This window comes from Roseovarius sp., assembly GCF_965228755.1.
Lineage (GTDB): Bacteria > Pseudomonadota > Alphaproteobacteria > Rhodobacterales > Rhodobacteraceae > Roseovarius.
In genome coordinates, this window is sequence record NZ_CBDDIG010000009.1 from 50,077 (window position 1) to 65,852 (window position 15,776).

Here is a 15,776-nt window from a genome sequence, read left to right on the forward strand (position 1 = left end):
GCGGGGGGCTGTCAACCGCTCCCTCCGCCGAGATCGCCGGTCTGGAGCATGCCGGAGGCGAGGTAGCCGCCATCGACCGGCAGGGTTATGCCGTTGATATAGCGGGAGTCTTCCGAGAGCAGGAAGAGGATCGCCGGGGTGATGTCGTCGACGCCCGCGAGTTTGCCGGTGGGGATCATCGGCAGGACGGCGGCGCGGGTGGCCTCGGTGTAGAGGTCTTCGGTCATGGCGGTGACGGTGGGGCCCGGGGCGACCGCGTTGGCGGTGACGCCCGCCCGGCCGAACTCGAGGGCGAATTGCCGGGTGAGGCCGATGATGGCGGATTTGGAGGTGCCGTAGGCGGCCCGGCCGATCCCTGCGCGGTAGCCCGAGACCGAGGAGAGGCTGACGATGCGGCCGTAGCGGCTGGCGCTCATGGCCGTGGCGGCGCGGCGGCCGCAGAGGAAGCTGCCGCGCACGTTGACGTCGAGCACTTTCGAAAAGGTGTCGCCGGACATTTCGGCCATTGGCGCGACCTGGAGGATGCCGGCGCTGCTGACGAGGCCGGTGATCGGGCCGGCCCAGTCTTCGGCTTTGGTGAAGGCGGCGTCGACGGAGGCCTCGTCAGTGACGTCGAGGGTGAGGGGAAGCGCCTGCCCCCCTGCCCCGGTGACCTGGGAGACGGTGGCGGCGACGCGGGCTTCGTCGATATCGGCCACGGCGACGGGCACGCCTTGAGCGGCCAGGGCGATGGCCGTGGCCTGCCCGATGCCAGAGCCGCCGCCGGTGATGACGGTGACGCCTTGCTTGAAGCTGAACATGATCCGGTACCCTCGGTTGATATGCGTCAGGCCGGAACGGTCGCGTCGCGGACCATGTAGCCCTTGGTGGCGAAGGTGCCGTTTTCCTTGCGGAATTGCGACATGTAGTCGGGCCAGATGGCGGTGAGCTTGCCGCTGCGGGGGTGGAGGTACCAGCTTTGGCAGCCGCCGGCGATCCAGACCGTGCGTTCGGCGCGGTCGTGGATGGACTTGACGTAGGCGGCCTGGGCCTCGCGGTCGGGTTCGATGACCTTGTCGCCTTCGAAGAGGTAGTCGAGCGCGCCGCGGATGTATTCGATCTGGGTTTCGACCATGTAGATCATCGTGCCGGCGCCGAGGCCGGTGTTGGGGCCGAGCATCATGAAGAAGTTCGGGTAACCGTGCACGGTGGTGCAGGCGAAAGCCTGTCCGCCGTCCTGCCACTGGTCCGAGAGGCGGCCCGTCTTGCCGTGGATGACCTCGGCGATGGGCAACTCGGTGGCCTCGAACCCGGTGGCGAGGATCAGCATATCGAGCGCGACATGGGTGCCGTCGGTGAGGACGACGCCGGTTTCGTCGACGCGGGCGATGCCGGTGGTCTCGAGCGTCACGTTCTCGCGCTGGATGGCGGGGTAGTAGTCGTTCGAGATCAGGATGCGCTTGCAGCCGACGGAATAGGGCGGGGTCAGTTTCTCGCGCAGGGCGGGGTCGGCGACCTGGTCTTCGAGATGGCCGCGCGACATCTCCTCGATCTGGGCGAGGAAGGCGGGGATCTGCAGGCGCTGGGGGAAGCGGCTTTCGTTGCCCCAGAAGAGCTCCTTGCGGAAGTCCTGAAGCATCTCGGGGAAGCGGGCGAACATGCCCTTCTGCGCCTCGGAATAGGGGGCGTCGCGGCGGGGGACGATATAGGGCGCCGTGCGCTGGAAGACGGTGAGGTGGGAGACGTCGGGCGCGATTTCCGGCGCGATCTGGATCGAGGAGGCGCCGGTGCCGATGATGCCGACGCGTTTGCCGGTGTAGTCGTAGTCGTGATCCCATTGCGAGGAGTGCATCATCTTGCCGGTGAAGCTGTTCAGCCCCTCGATATCGGGCATGGCGAGGTCGGAGAGGTGGCCGGTGGCCGAGACGAGCGCGCGGGCGCGGTAGGTGCCGGTGGTGGTCTCGACCTGCCAGAGGTCTTCGGCCTCGATCCATTCGGCGCGGGTGACGGTGGTGCCGAAGCGGACCTTGGGATAGATGCCCTCGTCTTCCGCCGTGTCCTGCAGGTATTTCAGGATTTCCGGCTGTTTGGAGTAGGTGCGGCTCCAGTGCGGGTTGGGGCGGAAGGAATAGGAATAGAGGTGCGAGAAGACATCGCAGCCGGCGCCCGGGTAGTGGTTGTCGCGCCACGTGCCGCCGACGTCCTGGCCGCGTTCGAGCATGAGGTAATCGCGTGTGCCCTCGCGTTCGAGGATGACGGCGAGGCCGAGGCCGGAGAAGCCGGTGCCGACGATCAGCACCTCGGCATCGACCTGCTGTTTCGGGGTGGTGGTCTGGATGTTCATGGGGACCTCGGCTGTGGGCTCAGGCATGGATGGGGGCGTGGACGGTGCCGGGCGCGTCGCGCTCGGGCTCGTCGATGAAATCGCGAATCAGCATCAGCAGGTGCGAGGGGCGTTCATGGGCCACGGCGTGGCCCGAGGGCACCTCGGCGAAGCGGGCGTTCTCGATAGCGCCGAAGAGCAGCTTGGAGTGGTAGATGGGCACCATCTGGTCGTGACTGCAGCCGATGACGAGGGTGGGCGCGGTGATGTTGGCGACGGCGTCGGTGATGTCGACGGTGCGATTGAAGACCATCTTGGCATAGCGGTCGGAGCCGTCGCCGATCTTGTCGACCAGCGCGTCGACCTCACCGGGCAGGCGCATGGTGAGGAAGGCGTGGCTGAAGGCGGTCATGACCATGAAGCCGGGCATGGCGGCGCTTTTCTCCTCGTGCAGCTTGAACCAGACGTCGTAGCGCAGGTGCTGGTGGATGTCGGTCTTGATCCAGCCGGCGATGAGGGTGAGGGATTTGACGATCCCGGGCGTGGTGCCGGCGAGATGCGCGGCGACGACGGCGCCGAAGGAGCAGCCCGCCAGGTGCACCGGGCCGTCGCAAAGGGCGGCGATGACGGCGCGGGCCTGGGCGGCGTAGGTGTCCGCGGTGGCGCCGTCGGTGTCGACGAAGTCGAAGGCCACGACGCGGCGGCCGTCGGCGAGCATCGGGAAGAGCGCCCAGTAGGTGCTCTGGGCCGAGCCGCTGGTGCCGTGCAGGAGGACGATGGTGTCCTCGCCCCGCCGGTGCGGCGCGGAATCGTAGGTGCGAATGGTGCGCCCGTCATGGGTGATCTCGCCGTCCACGACATCGGGTGTGAATGCCATAGGTCCCTTCCCTGCCCGGGTCTTGCCGGATATTCATGAGTATACTTAGTATTATCGTAGAGGGCGGCAATACCCCTTGTCAACCGGCCGTCTCAAGCCGGGCTCCGCGGGTCGGTGCGCGGGCGCTGCCGGGGTCAGATCACCCCGAGCGCGCGGGCCCGTTCGATCAGTTGCAGGGCGGAGGTGTAGCTGGGCACCTCGACGAGGTGGCCGTCGAGCTCGGCGCGGTCGCGCCCCTTTTGCCGGGCCGCTTCGAAGGCGGCGATCACCGCCTGCGCCTGGGCGATTTCCGCCGCGCCGGGCGTCAGGACCTCGGTGACGATGGGGGCCTGGTGCGGCGCGATGGCGGCCTTGGCGCGGTAGCCCAGCGACCGGCCATAGAGCGTGTCGGCCCGGCAGCCATCGGCATCGGAGAAGGTGTAGGGGCAGTCGATCGACAGGGCGCCGGCGGCGGTGGCCTCGACATGCATGCGCTGGCGGCAATAGGCCAGCTCGCCCCCGTCGCGCGTGCGGGGGGCGCCGAGGTCGAGCGCGAGATCCTCGGTCGCGCACAGGAGCGCGGTGACGCGCGGGCTGCAGGTGGCGATGGCGTAGGTCTGCATGATGCCGCGGGCGGTTTCGAGGTTGGGGACGATCTTCGTGGTGCCGGGGGCGATGCCGAGGGTGTCTTCGAGCCGGGTGATCCCGGCATCGAGCGCGATGATGTCCTGCGGGTCGCGGACCTTGGGCAGGTGGACGGCATCGGGCCGGCCCTTCATGACGGCGGCGAGGTCGTCCAGCCCGTCGCCCGCCAGCGGGTTGATGCGGACGGTGGCCAGCACCCCCGCCGCGCGCCAGGTGTCGTAGAGCCGTTCTGCCCGCGAACGGGCATGCGGGCGGAGGTCGGGCGGGGTGAAATCCTCCAGCTCCTGTATCAGGACGTCGGCGCCGCTTTCGGGGGCGACGTCGAGGGCGGCATCGTCGCCGCCGGGGACGAACAGCCATGTTCTTGCGCGTGTGTACATGCCGGGGTCTCCTGGGCTGGGAGCGGGGTATGTTTCGTTTAACGCAAGTCGGGGCGCGGCGCGACAGTGGCCGTTCGGGCAGGTTTCGCGCTTGATGAATTGGGCCGCAGGGAACATCCTGCGGGGACTGTTCGCGAGGGAGGAGCGCGCGCCGATGAAGGGTGAGGCATCACGGGAGGACGGCGCGGAGGTGGCGGCGGCGATGCTCCGGCTGGGGCTGGTCGGGCGCGGTATCCAGTTGTCGCGCACCCCGGCGATGCACGAGGCGGAGGCGGCGGCGCAGGGATTGCGCTGTCGGTACGAGCTGCTGGATACCGAGGCGGGCGTGGCGGATGACCTTGCCGACATTCTGGCGCGGGCCGAGGCGAAGGGGTTTGCCGGGCTGAACGTGACCTATCCCTACAAGCAGGCGGTGATGGCACATCTCGACGGCGTGTCGGAGGCGGCGGCGCGGATCGGGGCGGTCAATACGGTGGTGTTCCGGGATGGCGGGCGGTTCGGGCACAACACGGATTACTGGGGGTTTTCCGAGAGTGTGCGGCAGGGATTGCGGGGCGCGGCGATGGGCCGGGTGCTGTTGCTGGGCGCCGGCGGCGCGGGGGCGGCGCTGGGGTTTGCGCTGGCCGATCTTGGCGTGCGGCGGCTGATGATCGCGGACACGCGGGAGGGGGCGGCAGCGGCACTGGCCGGGGCCGTGGGCGCGGTGGCCGAGGTGGTCGAGGATGTGGCGGAGGCGGTGCAACTGGCAGACGGGGTGGTCAACGCGACGCCGGTGGGCATGGCCAAGCTGCCGGGCACACCGATCCCCCCTGCCCTGCTCGAGCCGCGGCACTGGGTGGCCGATATCGTGTATTTCCCGATGGAGACGGCATTGCTGCGCGCGGCCGGGAAGCGGGGCTGCCGGGTTCTGAGCGGGGCGGGCATGGCGGTGTACCAGGCGGTGCGGGCGTTCGAGCTGTTCACTGGGCGGGCGGCGGATGCCGGGCGGATGCGGCGGACCTTCGAGGCGATGGCGCCGGAGGGTGCGTGAAAAAGTTGGGGGCTTGAGGTAGCCGTTTGCATTTCGAGGAGCGACTTGTGGCCGAGATCCCTGCGGGACCGACTTTAGGTTCAATAATGCGCCGGAGGGCGGCTTTGCGGGACAAAGTTGCCGTTTGGATCGTCCGCTGTATGATGATCCTGATGCAGGTTTAGTGAGGCGTCGATGCAAGAACCTTTTGTCGAAAGAGTCTTCGAGATTGACGGGCAAAATGTCGAGTGTCGCTTCTACCGGCCCGCACGAGATGGCACGGACTTTCTTTGCAGATACACCATTAACCTTCCAGGCAAGCCAAGGGAGAGCCACGGCTACGGTGTCGATGCCATTCAAGCGTTGCTGCTCGCGATGAAGAAAGCTCATGTGGAAATGTTGGTCCTACGCAACAAGAAAGGTCACCGCGTCGAATGGCTCGATGATGCGAACCTTGGTCTCCCGATTGACGAATTACTCCGCGACTTGTCACCTAAGAATAGCTATTAGAAAGTCGTCACTCTGGGCTCGAACCGGCACTTCGCCGCGCCGTGCAATAAGGTCAGGTGCGCGAACAGAGTGGTCACTGAATCCCGACGGTGCGAAGCCGCGCATCGACGGGCCGTGGTGCGGCGAACCGACGGTGGTGCTGGGCAATTTATGCCTGCCAAGCACATCCAACATGGGAGCGTGGTACTCCAGTTGCCAAATCGCCGTGCCGTCGGGGCGGCCCGTCGATGCGCGGCGGGCTGAAGCCCTTTGTTCCGCGCAGGCGCTTCATTGACAGGTCAGCTTCGGACTCAAACCGGCCATCGCGATCCGAGCCCTTGGCGCTCATTTGCACCACGAAATGGAAAACGCCGGGTGCGCGTGGCCCCCGGCGTCTTTACTGCCCGTTCTGGTCTTGCCTACGCGATGTCGGCGGGGAGCACCGCTTCCGGCAGGTTCTGGTAGCAGACCGGCCGCAGGAAGCGGCGGATCGAGAGGGTGCCGACGGATGTGGCGCCGAAATTGGTGGAGGCCGGGTAAGGGCCGCCATGCACCATGCTGTCGGACACCTCGACCCCGGTGGGGAAGCCGTTGGCCAGAAGCCGGCCGGCCTTGCGTTCGAGGATCGGCAGCAGTTCGCGCGCCGCGCCGGCGTCGCCGTCATCCATGTGCAGCGTGCAGGTGAGCTGGCCGCGCAGGCTGCTGGCCACCTGCTTCATCTGGTCCATGTCGGCGACGCGGACGACCAGGCCGAGCGGGCCGAAGACCTCTTCGCCCAGCTCCTCGTTCTCGAGCCACGTGGTGCCGTCGGTCTCGTAGAGGTAGGGCGTGGCGTTGCGCTGGTCGCAGGTGGAGGTGAGCACCTCCTGCACGCCCTTGGAGGCGGCGACGCGGTCGCGCCCGTCGCGATAGGCCTTGGCGATGCCGTCGGTCAGCATGACCTGCGGGCCGGTACCGGCCAGCGCGTCCTTGGCGGCATTGGTGAAGGCGTCGGCTTCCGGCCCGTCGAGCAGGATGGCGATGCCGGGGTTGGTGCAGAACTGGCCCGCGCCCATGGTGAGGGAGCCGGCCCAGCCCTCGCCGATCGAGGCGCCGCGGGCGGCGACGGCCTCGGGCAGGAGGAACATCGGGTTGACCGAGCCCAGTTCGCCGAAGAAGGGGATCGGTTCGGGGCGTTGGGCGCAGAGGTCGAAGAGCGCCCGGCCGCCGGCGAGCGAGCCGGTGAAGCCCACCGCCTTGATCAGCGGGTGTTGCACGAGGGCCTGGCCGACCTGCCGGTTGCCGCCCTGCACCAGGCTGAAGGTGCCCTTGGGCATGTTGCACTTGCCGATGGCGGCGTGGATGGCCTCGGCCACGATCTCGCCCGTGCCGGGATGGGCGCCGTGGCCCTTGACGACCACGGGGCAGCCGGCGGCGAGCGCGGCGGCGGTGTCGCCCCCGGCGGTGGAGAAGGCCAGCGGGAAGTTCGAGGCGCCGAAGACGGCGACCGGGCCGATGGGCCGCTGCATCATCCGCAGGTCGGGGCGGGGCATGGGGGCGCGGTCGGGCAGCGCCTCGTCATGGCGGCGGTCGAGGTAGTCGCCCTTGCGGATATGCTCGGCGAAGAGGCGGAGCTGGCCGGTGGTGCGGCCGCGTTCGCCCTGCAGGCGGGCCTCGGGGAGGCCGGATTCGGAGGTGCCGATCTCGGTGATCTGGTCACCACGCGCCTCGATCTCGTCGGCGATGGTGTCGAGGAAGGCGGCCCGCTCCTCGCGGCTGGTATAGCCGTAGGTGAGGAACGCCTCCTCGCCGGCCCTGGCGGCCTGATCGACAAGCTGGGGATTGCCCACCGAGAAGCTGTGCGCCTCGCCGCTGGCGGGCTCGGAGGTGAAGGTGTCGTCGGTGGCGATCCACTCGCCGGCGATCAGGTGCTTGCCGTGCGGTTTGAATGTCATTCGGGGTCCTTCCGGGCTTGGTCGTGGGTTTGGTTGGCAGGGGCGCGGGCCGTCAGCGGCCGGTCCGTTCGCGCCATGCGTCGAACTTTTTCTGGTTCTCGTCCCTGGTGCAAGGGTAGAGCCCGATGATCGGCGCGCCACCCTCGACTTCTTCCAGCACGAAATCCTCGAAGGTTTCCATGCCGGTGCATTCCTCGGCGATCTCGTCGGCGAGGTGGGCGGGGATGACCATGACGCCGTCGCGGTCGCCAACCAGCACGTCGCCGGGGAAGACCGCCGCATCGCCGCAGGCGATGGGCACGTTGATGTCGAGCGCCTCGTGCAGGGTGAGGTTGGTGGGGGCCGAGGGGCCGGCGCAATAGGCGGGCATGGCAAGCTGGCCGATGCCGTGAGCGTCGCGGAAGCCGCCGTCGGAGACGATGCCGGCCGCGCCGCGCTTGGCCAGCCGGGTCACGAGAATCGAGCCGGCGGTGGCGGCGCGGGCGTCCTTGCGGGCGTCCATCACCAGCACGTGGCCCTCGGGGCAGGTTTCGACCGCGACGCGCTGGGGGTGGTCGGCGTTGCGGAAGACAGTGATCGGGTTGCGGTCTTCGCGCGCCGGGATGTAGCGCAGGGTGAAGGCGGGGCCGACCATGTTCTCGTCCTTGGGAGAGACGGGCGTGACGCCCTGGATGAACTGGTTGCGCAGGCCGCGCTTGAAGAGCGCGGTGGCGATCGAGGCGGTCGAGACCTTTTTCAGCTTGGCGCGGGTCTCGTCGGAGAGCGTGTGTTCAGTCATGGGGGATCCTTCAGAAGATGTCGGGTTCGCCGGCGGTGCGGCCGAAATCGGATTGCAGGAAGTCGAAGTCACAGCCCTGGTCGGCTTGCGTGACGTGTTGCAGGAACATCCAGCCGTAGCCGCGTTCGAACCTGGGTTCGGGGCGCTTGAGGGCCTTGCGGCGGGCGTCAAGCTCGTCCTCGTCGACCAGCATGTCAAGCCGGCGGTTGGCGAGGTCGAGGCGTACGGTGTCGCCGGTTTTCAGCAGTGCCAGCGGGCCGCCCACATGGGCCTCGGGCGAGACGTGCAGGACGCAGGCGCCGTAGGAGGTGCCGGACATGCGGGCATCCGAGATGCGCAGCATGTCGCGGTGGCCCTGCTTGATCAGTGCCTTGGGGATCGGCAGCATGCCCCATTCGGGAAAGCCCGGCCCGCCCTGCGGCCCGGCATTGCGCAGGACCATGACGTGATCGGGGGTGATGTCGAGGCTCTCGTCATCGACGGCCTTCTTCATCTCGGGGTAGCTGTCGAAGACCAGTGCCGGGCCTTGGTGGTTGTAGAATTTCGGGTCGCAGGCCGCCGGTTTTATGACCGCGCCGGAGGGGCAGAGATTGCCCTTGAGAACCGCCAGCGAGCCCTCGTGATAGACCGGGTTCGAGAGCGGACGGATCACGTCGTCATTGTAGACCTCGGCGCCTTCGAGATTCTCGCCCATGGACTTGCCGGTGACGGTGAGGGCGGAGGTATCCAGCATCTCCTCGATCTGTTTCATCAGGGCGCGCAGGCCGCCGGCGTAGTAGAAATCCTCCATCAGGTAGTCCTTGCCGGAGGGGCGGACATTGGCGATGAGCGGCGTGGTGCGGCCGAGGGCGTCGAGGTCTTCGAGCTGCATGTCGACGCCGGCACGCCGGGCCATGGCGATCAGGTGGACGACCGCGTTGGTCGAGCAGCCGGTGGCCATGGCGACAATCGCGGCGTTGCGGCAGGCCGCGTCGGTGATGATGCGGTCGGGGGTGAGGTCTTCCCACACCATGTCGACGATGCGCCGCCCGCAGGCCGCCGACATCCGCTGGTGGCCGCTGTCGACCGCCGGGATCGAGGAGGCGCCGGGAAGGGTGAGGCCCATGGCGTCGGCGATGGCGGTCATGGTCGAGGCGGTGCCCATGGTCATGCAGGTGCCGGCCGAGCGGGCGATGCCGCCCTGCACGCCCAGCCATTCCTCGTCGGAGATGTTGCCGGCGCGGCGTTCGTCCCAGTATTTCCAGGCGTCCGAGCCGGAGCCGAGGATTTTCCCCGCGTAGTTGCCGCGCAGCATCGGGCCGGCGGGCAGGTAGATCATCGGCACGCCGGCCGAGATCGCGCCCATCACCAGCCCCGGCGTGGTCTTGTCGCAGCCGCCCATCAGCACCACGCCGTCGAGCGGGTGCGAGCGGATCGTCTCTTCCGTCTCCATCGCCAGCATGTTGCGGTAGAGCATCGAGCTGGGCTTGGTGAAGCTTTCGTCGACCGAGAGCGAGGGCATTTCGACGCCGAAGCCGCCGGCCTGGGTGATGCCGCGTTTGACGTCCTTCACCCGTTCGCGGAAGTGGGAGTGGCAGGTGTTGAGCTCGGACCAGGTGTTCAGCACGCCGATCACCGGGCGGTCGCGGAAATCCTCCTCGTTGTAGCCGAGCTGCATCATCCGCGAGCGGTGGCCGAAGCTGCGCAGGTCGTCGGGGGCGAACCAGCGGGCCGAGCGCAGGGTTTGCGGGTCTTTCTTGGTCATTCCTGTCACCCTGTGAAGCTGAAGCTGTACCAGATCACGGCGGCCGCGACGGCCAGCCCGACGAGGTCGGGCCAGTTGCCGAAATGGTGGGCGTCGCGCATCTCCTCGGCCGCGAAATGGGCCGCGTCGATGTCTTCGTCCTGGCGGGTGAGATCGTGGTCGTCGTCCTGTGACATGGGGACGGTCCTCCTCAGTCAAGCATGTTGGGCAGCCACATCGCGATCTCCGGGATGAAGAGCACGAGGGCGAGGCCGATGGCCTGCAGCGCGATGAAGGGCAGCACGGCGACGAAGATATCCTGAAGCTCGACGCCCTTTGGCGCCACGGATTTCAGGAAGAAGCAGGCTGGCCCGAAGGGCGGCGAGAGGTAGTAGATCTGGATGTTCATGGCGAAGAGCACGCCGAACCAGACCGGGTCGAAGCCCAGCGCGACCACCACCGGCGCGAAGATCGGGACGGTGATGAAGATGATCGCGATCCATTCCAGGAAGGTGCCGAGCACCATGACGATCAGCATCATTACCAGCACGATCATGATCGGCGCCATGTCGAGCCCGGTCAGCACGCCGCGCAGGAAGTCGCCCCCGCCGATGCGATTGTAGATCCCGATCAGCGAGACCGCGCCCAGCACCAGCCAGATGATCGAGCCCACGGTCAGCACCGTCTGGCGCATGGCGTCGCGCGCCATGGTCCAGTTGAGCTCCTTGCGGATGCCGGCGACGACCAGCGCGCCGACCGCACCGATGGCCGCGGCCTCGGTCACCGTGGCGATGCCGGAATAGATCACCCCCAGCACCGTGAAGATCAGCGCGGCGGGCAGGATGATGCCCTTGAGGAACTTCAGGCGCTGGAAGAACGGCATGCCGGTTTCCGGGATGTCGTAGATCGGCGCCATCTCTGGGCGGAGCCGCACGCGCACCAGGATATAGGTGATGTAGAGTGAGGCCAGCATGATCCCGGGGATGGCGGAGGCCGCGAAGAGCTTGGTGATCGAGACCTGTGCCGCCAGCCCGTAGACGATGAGCACGACCGACGGCGGAATGAGCGTGGCGAGCGCGCCCGCGGCGCAGATGATGCCGATCGAGAGCTTCTTGTCATAGCCCAGCCGCAGCATCTGGGGCAGCGCGATCAGGCCCAGCATGACGATCTCGCCGCCCATGATGCCGGACATGGCGGCCAGCAGCACGGCCACGACACAGGTCTGCACGCCGACCGAGCCGCGAAAGCGGCCGCCGGCGATGGCCATCGAGTCGAAGAGCGACTTGGCGATGCCGGATCGTTCGAGCACGTTGGCCATGAAGACGAAGAACGGCACCGCGATGAGCTCGTACTTGTGCAGCACCTCGCTCACGTTGGCGGCGACGATGAAGAAGCCGGCGCGTTCGCCGAAATAGAGGATCGCCGTGACCAGCGAGACGGTCAGCGTGGTGATGCCCAGCGGCACGCCCACGGCCATCAGCCCAAGAAGGGCGACGACGATCAGGAGTGTGATCAGTTCAATGCCCACCGGTCACGTCCTTTTCTGTGTTCTGGAACCAACGGATGATGTTGGCCAGCAATTGTGCCATGTAGAGACCGCAGCCCACGACGATCAGCACCTTGAGGTATGTCGGCTGGGGCGAGTTGAAGGCGGTGCCGGAATGTTCGGTCCGGCCCAGCACCTTGACCGCCGGCCCCCAGAGCGCCATCGCCAGCACGAGGATCGCGCCGAAGGCGATGCAGAGCTGGGCGAGGCGGAAGTAATGCCAGACCCGCGGGCTGACCAGCAGCTCCATCATGGTGATCGAGATGTGGCGGTTGCGCTGGGTGACGTAGCCCACCGACAGCACCCAGACGGTGGCGCAGAGGGTCATCGCCAGTTCAGTCGACCAGACCGTCGGGCTGTCGAAGCCGTAGCGCAGCACGACCTCGAGCGCCGAGACCGCGATGCAGGTGAAGAAGAGGGTGGAACAGGCATGGCCGATGAAGACGCTGAACCGGTCCATCACCTCGGCATAGCCCGCGAGCAGGCGTTTCATGGGGTCTCTCCCGTTGGCCTTGGAAAGCGGCGGGGCGGCGCGCGTGACGCCGCCCCGGCCAGAGCGGAGATTACTCTTTGAAGAGACCGATTTCGGTCATGTAGGAAATGTGCGCGTCGAGCGCTTCCTGTGCCAGGTCGGATTTCTGGGCATAGGCTTCCCATTCCTTGCGGGCCACTTCGCGCAGCTGGTCGCGGTCTTCCTGGGCCCAGTCGATCACCTCGATATCGTCGGTGGCGTCGTCACGCTCTGCCAGTTCCTTGTCGAGCTTGGTGACCTCGTCGGCCATGGCGTACATCGCTTCGTACCACCAGGTGCGCAGCGCTTCCTGGTCCTGCTCTTCCAGCCCTTCCCAGACCTCGCGGTTCACGGTGAACTGCATGGCGGGCATGGAGTGGATGCCGGGGTAGAGCGGGTACGGCGCCACGTCGTGCAGGCCGGTCGCGTCGTTGTTGACATAGGCCGAGGCGTCGGCGGCATCGACGATGCCTTTCTCGAGCGCGCCGAACACTTCCGAGAAGGGTATCGCGACGGGCGAGGCACCGGCGGCCTGGAAGACGGCGGCGGCCAGCCCCTCGGGCGAGCGGATCTTCTTGCCTTCGAGGTCTTCGAAGGTGCGGATCGGTTCGCGGGCGACGAGCGCCTCGCGTGAGTAGGGCCCGCAGGCCACAACCTTGACCTCGCCGCCGGTTATGGCGTCGGCGGCCTTCTGCATCATCTCCTCGCCCGGGCCTTCCTCGCAGAAGCCGATCATCTGCTGGGGCGTGTCGTAGCCCGAGATCAGGTCGCCCAGCAGGGCAAAGGCGGGTTCCTGGCCGGAGAAGTAGTTGACGGAAGTGAAATCACCGTCGAGCGCGCCGGCGGCCACAGCCTCGGGCGTGTCGCGGGCGGGCACGACCGAGCCGTTGGGCGTCAGCACGATGGAGATGCGGCCCTCGGTGCGTTCCTCGATCTTCGGCAGCCATTCCTCGGTGATGTACTTGGTCGAGAAGTCGCCGGCGTTGAACGAGGTCTGGATGTTGAGCGTGTCGGCCTGGGCCAGCCCGGCCAGCATCGAAACGGACGCGGCCAGCGTGGCGGTTCTGGAAAAGGTCATTCGGGTCCTCCCTGAATATCGCCGGGGGCCTCCCCCCGCGGCTGATTGATGTACTAATATATTAGTGTATTGTTGGCAAGCGAAGCTTATGTTGCCACCGACACCGAAGAGAGGCCCAGCGGAACCCGATGACCGAAACGCCTGACCTGTCTGGAAAATTTGCCGCCGCCCCTGCCCCGCACGGCCGGCCGATCAAGCGCGGCTCGGCCAGTGCGCAGATCCATGATGCGCTGCGCGAGCGAATCATCGCGCTGGAATTCGCGCCGGGCGCCTTCCTGTCCCGCTCGGAAATCGCCACCTATTACGGGGTCAGCCAGACGCCGGTGCGCGACGCGATGATGCGGCTGGAGGAGGAAGGGCTGCTGATCATCTATCCGCAGTCCAAGACGCTGGTGTCGAAGATCGACGTGGCCCATGCGCAGGAGACGCAGTTCCTGCGCCTGTCGATCGAGCTGGAGGTGACGCGGCGGCTGGCGCAGGAGAGCGCGGCCGACCGGATCGGCCGGGCGCGGACCTGCCTGAGCCTGCAGCGGGCGGCGCTCGAGTCGGGCGACCTCGACGAATTCGGCCGGCTGGACCGGGAGTATCACGGCGCGCTTTACGAGGCCGCGGGCGTGGCCAACCTGTGGCAGATCGTGACCGCGCGGTCGGGCCATATCGACCGGCTGCGCAAGCTGAACCTGCCCGATCCGGGGAAATCGACCTCGATCCTGTCCTGCCATGACCGGATCCTGAAGGCCATCGAGTCGGGCGACGTGCCGGGCGTCGAGGCGGTGGTGCGCGAGCACCTGTCAGGCACACTGGCGCAGGTGCCGAAAATTACCGAGAAGTATCCGGAGTATTTCTGAGGCGCGCCCTGCCCGGTTGCCTCGGACAGGGCGCGATCAGGCCTCAGCCATGCCCGCCGCAGCAATTGCCCGGCAGCCCGCCGCCGGTGACGCCCGAGTGGTTGCAGCAGCCGCCCTTCCACCACTCGGCGCCCGCGCCGTGGCAATACTTGCCGTCCGCCCCGGTCATCTTCATGAACAGCGGGTGGTAGTTGCGGCAGACCTCCAGCTCGGTCTTGACCCAGTGCAGCGGGTCGCGGCCGTAGTGATCCCAGTAGTCGCCTTCCATGTTCAGCCCCGGCACCGCCGGGTTCCAGCTTTCGTCCAGCCACAGGTCGACATCGCCGTACTTGGCGCAGAGCTTGCGGATCTCCGGGTCGTCCAGCGCGCCGAGGCGACCGTTCTCGATCAGGGTCTCGTTGTCGCCTTCCCGCTCCATCGTGTAGGTCGGGAAATAGAGGTGCAGGTGCCAGTGGCCCACCGGGTGCCCGGCCCGCGCCGCGCGGCGTTCCGCCATCGACGAGATGATCGTGCCGAAGCCCATGTGGATGACGCCCGAGCGCACCCGCTCGTAAAGACAGTTGACGAAGCCCGACGGGAAATCCTTGCGCGGGCGGTGGACGTGGGGGTTCGTCCCGATCGAGGCTTCCCACCAATAGAGCAAGCCCTTGCCCGGAAACTCGGGGTATTCGAGGTGGTCGGTCTGCTCCTTCAGCTCGCGCAGCCGGTCGCCGAATTCGCCGCCCTCGTTGATCTGGGTGATCTTCGAGTTCTCGACGATCAGCTGGGTCCAGTCACAGGGCGCGATGTGGTTGGTGGTGCCGGCGATGACGCCGTTGCCGTCTTCCTTGCCGGGCAGGAACATCCACGGGCGGCCGGTGACGTGGCCGGGCAGGTATTGCTTGCCGAAATGCTCGTTCGTGGTCCATGTCCGCCCGGTCAGCTCCGGGTCGTAGAACTCGCGCTTGCTGTCCCAGTAGCCGGCATGGTTGGTGAACTCGATATCGGTGCCTTCGGGGTCGACGATGCGGGCGCGTTTGCAGGTGCGCACGCGGTCCCATGTCCAGCGGTCGATGGCGTTCAGCACCTCGATCGGCATGGTATGCGCCGGCGAGGCCAGGATTTCCGGCGTGATGAACGGCATGCGCTGGATCTTGATGTGCCGCTCGGCCAGAACCGGGCCGCCATAGCCCATCAGGATCTTGTCATAGGCCTGTTCCTTCTCGGCCTCTTCCCACCAGTCCATCCACTCGGCCAGCTCGCGGGTGCGGAACAGGTAGTAATCCACCTCGTCCGTGCCGATCCACTGGGGCACGGGGCCGCGGTCGATCTTCTTGATCTCGTACTTCACCCCGTATTTCTCGAGGATCTTCTGGCAGGCCCGGATCACCAGGTCGGAATGCCAGTTGTCGACCCGCAGAAGCACGCGCTCGCCCGGTTTCAGATCCCAGCAGGCATTGAGCCCGTGGTTGTAGGGGCGCTGCGCCACGTGTTCGAGATAGGGCAGCAACTGGTCGGGGTCGGTGACCTCAACAAAGGGCGGACAGCGCGGCGGGCGCGTCTCGATCAGCGGCGGGCGGTCGAAGCTGGGCACGGCCTTGGGGCGCGCGGCGATCCGCTCGCGGCCCGGCGTGGCGCCGAGCGCATGAGGCGGGCGTTCGGCGGCGATACGGGTGAAATCTTCTGGCATCCTGGTCT

At 67.0% G+C, this 15,776-nt stretch carries 15 protein-coding genes; 3 read left to right on the forward strand and 12 right to left on the reverse strand.

Features of this window, described 5'->3' with window-relative positions; translation table 11 throughout:
* Positions 1 to 11: 11 nt before the first annotated feature.
* From ACO07J_RS16650 to ACO07J_RS16665, 4 genes are all read right to left on the reverse strand, one after another.
* Entirely contained in the window at positions 12 to 800 is a 789-nt protein-coding gene (locus ACO07J_RS16650) for an SDR family NAD(P)-dependent oxidoreductase (protein WP_422030999.1), read from the reverse strand.
* 26 nt (positions 801 to 826) lie between these two features.
* Positions 827 to 2,323, reverse strand: coding sequence for a flavin-containing monooxygenase (locus ACO07J_RS16655; protein ID WP_422031001.1), 1,497 nt, complete (start codon positions 2,321 to 2,323; stop codon positions 827 to 829).
* Between the two features lie 19 nt (positions 2,324 to 2,342).
* Positions 2,343 to 3,179, reverse strand: coding sequence for an alpha/beta fold hydrolase (locus ACO07J_RS16660; protein WP_422031003.1), 837 nt, complete (start codon positions 3,177 to 3,179; stop codon positions 2,343 to 2,345).
* A 134-nt stretch (positions 3,180 to 3,313) separates the two neighbouring features.
* Positions 3,314 to 4,183 carry an HpcH/HpaI aldolase/citrate lyase family protein gene (locus ACO07J_RS16665; RefSeq protein ID WP_422031005.1) on the reverse strand — a complete coding sequence of 290 codons (870 nt, stop codon included), beginning with the start codon at positions 4,181 to 4,183 and terminating at the stop codon, positions 3,314 to 3,316.
* Positions 4,184 to 4,337: 154 nt separating this feature from the next.
* On the opposite strand from ACO07J_RS16665, the gene ACO07J_RS16670 reads away from it, so the two are divergent.
* Both ACO07J_RS16670 and ACO07J_RS16675 read left to right on the forward strand, forming a co-directional pair.
* A complete protein-coding gene (locus ACO07J_RS16670; protein ID WP_422031007.1) occupies positions 4,338 to 5,213 on the forward strand; it encodes a shikimate dehydrogenase in 876 nt (291 codons plus the stop codon).
* 174 nt (positions 5,214 to 5,387) lie between these two features.
* The gene (locus tag ACO07J_RS16675) at positions 5,388 to 5,702 is read left to right on the forward strand and encodes a DUF6968 family protein (RefSeq protein WP_422031009.1); all 315 of its coding nucleotides are present in this window, start codon (positions 5,388 to 5,390) and stop codon (positions 5,700 to 5,702) included.
* 398 nt (positions 5,703 to 6,100) lie between these two features.
* On the opposite strand, the gene ACO07J_RS16680 is transcribed toward ACO07J_RS16675, so the two are convergent.
* The 7 genes from ACO07J_RS16680 to dctP all read right to left on the reverse strand — a co-directional run bounded on the left by ACO07J_RS16680 (position 6,101) and on the right by dctP (position 13,251).
* Positions 6,101 to 7,615 (reverse strand): aldehyde dehydrogenase (NADP(+)), encoded by a 1,515-nt coding sequence (locus tag ACO07J_RS16680; RefSeq protein WP_422031011.1) that lies wholly within the window; start codon positions 7,613 to 7,615, stop codon positions 6,101 to 6,103.
* A 52-nt stretch (positions 7,616 to 7,667) separates the two neighbouring features.
* Positions 7,668 to 8,393: a ribonuclease activity regulator RraA gene (locus ACO07J_RS16685; RefSeq protein WP_422031013.1), complete on the reverse strand. Its 726-nt coding sequence runs from the start codon at positions 8,391 to 8,393 to the stop codon at positions 7,668 to 7,670.
* A gap of 10 nt (positions 8,394 to 8,403) precedes the next feature.
* Positions 8,404 to 10,137 carry an L-arabinonate dehydratase gene (gene araD, locus ACO07J_RS16690; RefSeq protein ID WP_422031015.1) on the reverse strand — a complete coding sequence of 578 codons (1,734 nt, stop codon included), beginning with the start codon at positions 10,135 to 10,137 and terminating at the stop codon, positions 8,404 to 8,406.
* A 5-nt stretch (positions 10,138 to 10,142) separates the two neighbouring features.
* Positions 10,143 to 10,313: a hypothetical protein gene (locus tag ACO07J_RS16695; protein ID WP_422031017.1), complete on the reverse strand. Its 171-nt coding sequence runs from the start codon at positions 10,311 to 10,313 to the stop codon at positions 10,143 to 10,145.
* 14 nt (positions 10,314 to 10,327) lie between these two features.
* Positions 10,328 to 11,644: a TRAP transporter large permease gene (locus tag ACO07J_RS16700; protein ID WP_422031019.1), complete on the reverse strand. Its 1,317-nt coding sequence runs from the start codon at positions 11,642 to 11,644 to the stop codon at positions 10,328 to 10,330.
* Positions 11,634 to 12,155 (reverse strand): TRAP transporter small permease, encoded by a 522-nt coding sequence (locus tag ACO07J_RS16705; protein WP_350132938.1) that lies wholly within the window; start codon positions 12,153 to 12,155, stop codon positions 11,634 to 11,636. The genes ACO07J_RS16700 and ACO07J_RS16705 overlap by 11 nt, the downstream gene beginning before the upstream one ends.
* Before the next feature lie 70 nt (positions 12,156 to 12,225).
* Complete coding sequence (gene dctP / locus ACO07J_RS16710) at positions 12,226 to 13,251, reverse strand: TRAP transporter substrate-binding protein DctP (RefSeq protein WP_422031021.1); 1,026 nt, start codon at positions 13,249 to 13,251, stop codon at positions 12,226 to 12,228.
* 128 nt (positions 13,252 to 13,379) lie between these two features.
* On the opposite strand from dctP, the gene ACO07J_RS16715 reads away from it, so the two are divergent.
* A complete protein-coding gene (locus ACO07J_RS16715; RefSeq protein ID WP_422031023.1) occupies positions 13,380 to 14,099 on the forward strand; it encodes a GntR family transcriptional regulator in 720 nt (239 codons plus the stop codon).
* Between the two features lie 43 nt (positions 14,100 to 14,142).
* On the opposite strand, the gene ACO07J_RS16720 is transcribed toward ACO07J_RS16715, so the two are convergent.
* Positions 14,143 to 15,768, reverse strand: a complete 1,626-nt coding sequence (locus tag ACO07J_RS16720) for a hypothetical protein (RefSeq protein ID WP_422031025.1) — start codon at positions 15,766 to 15,768, stop codon at positions 14,143 to 14,145.
* Positions 15,769 to 15,776: the final 8 nt, after the last annotated feature.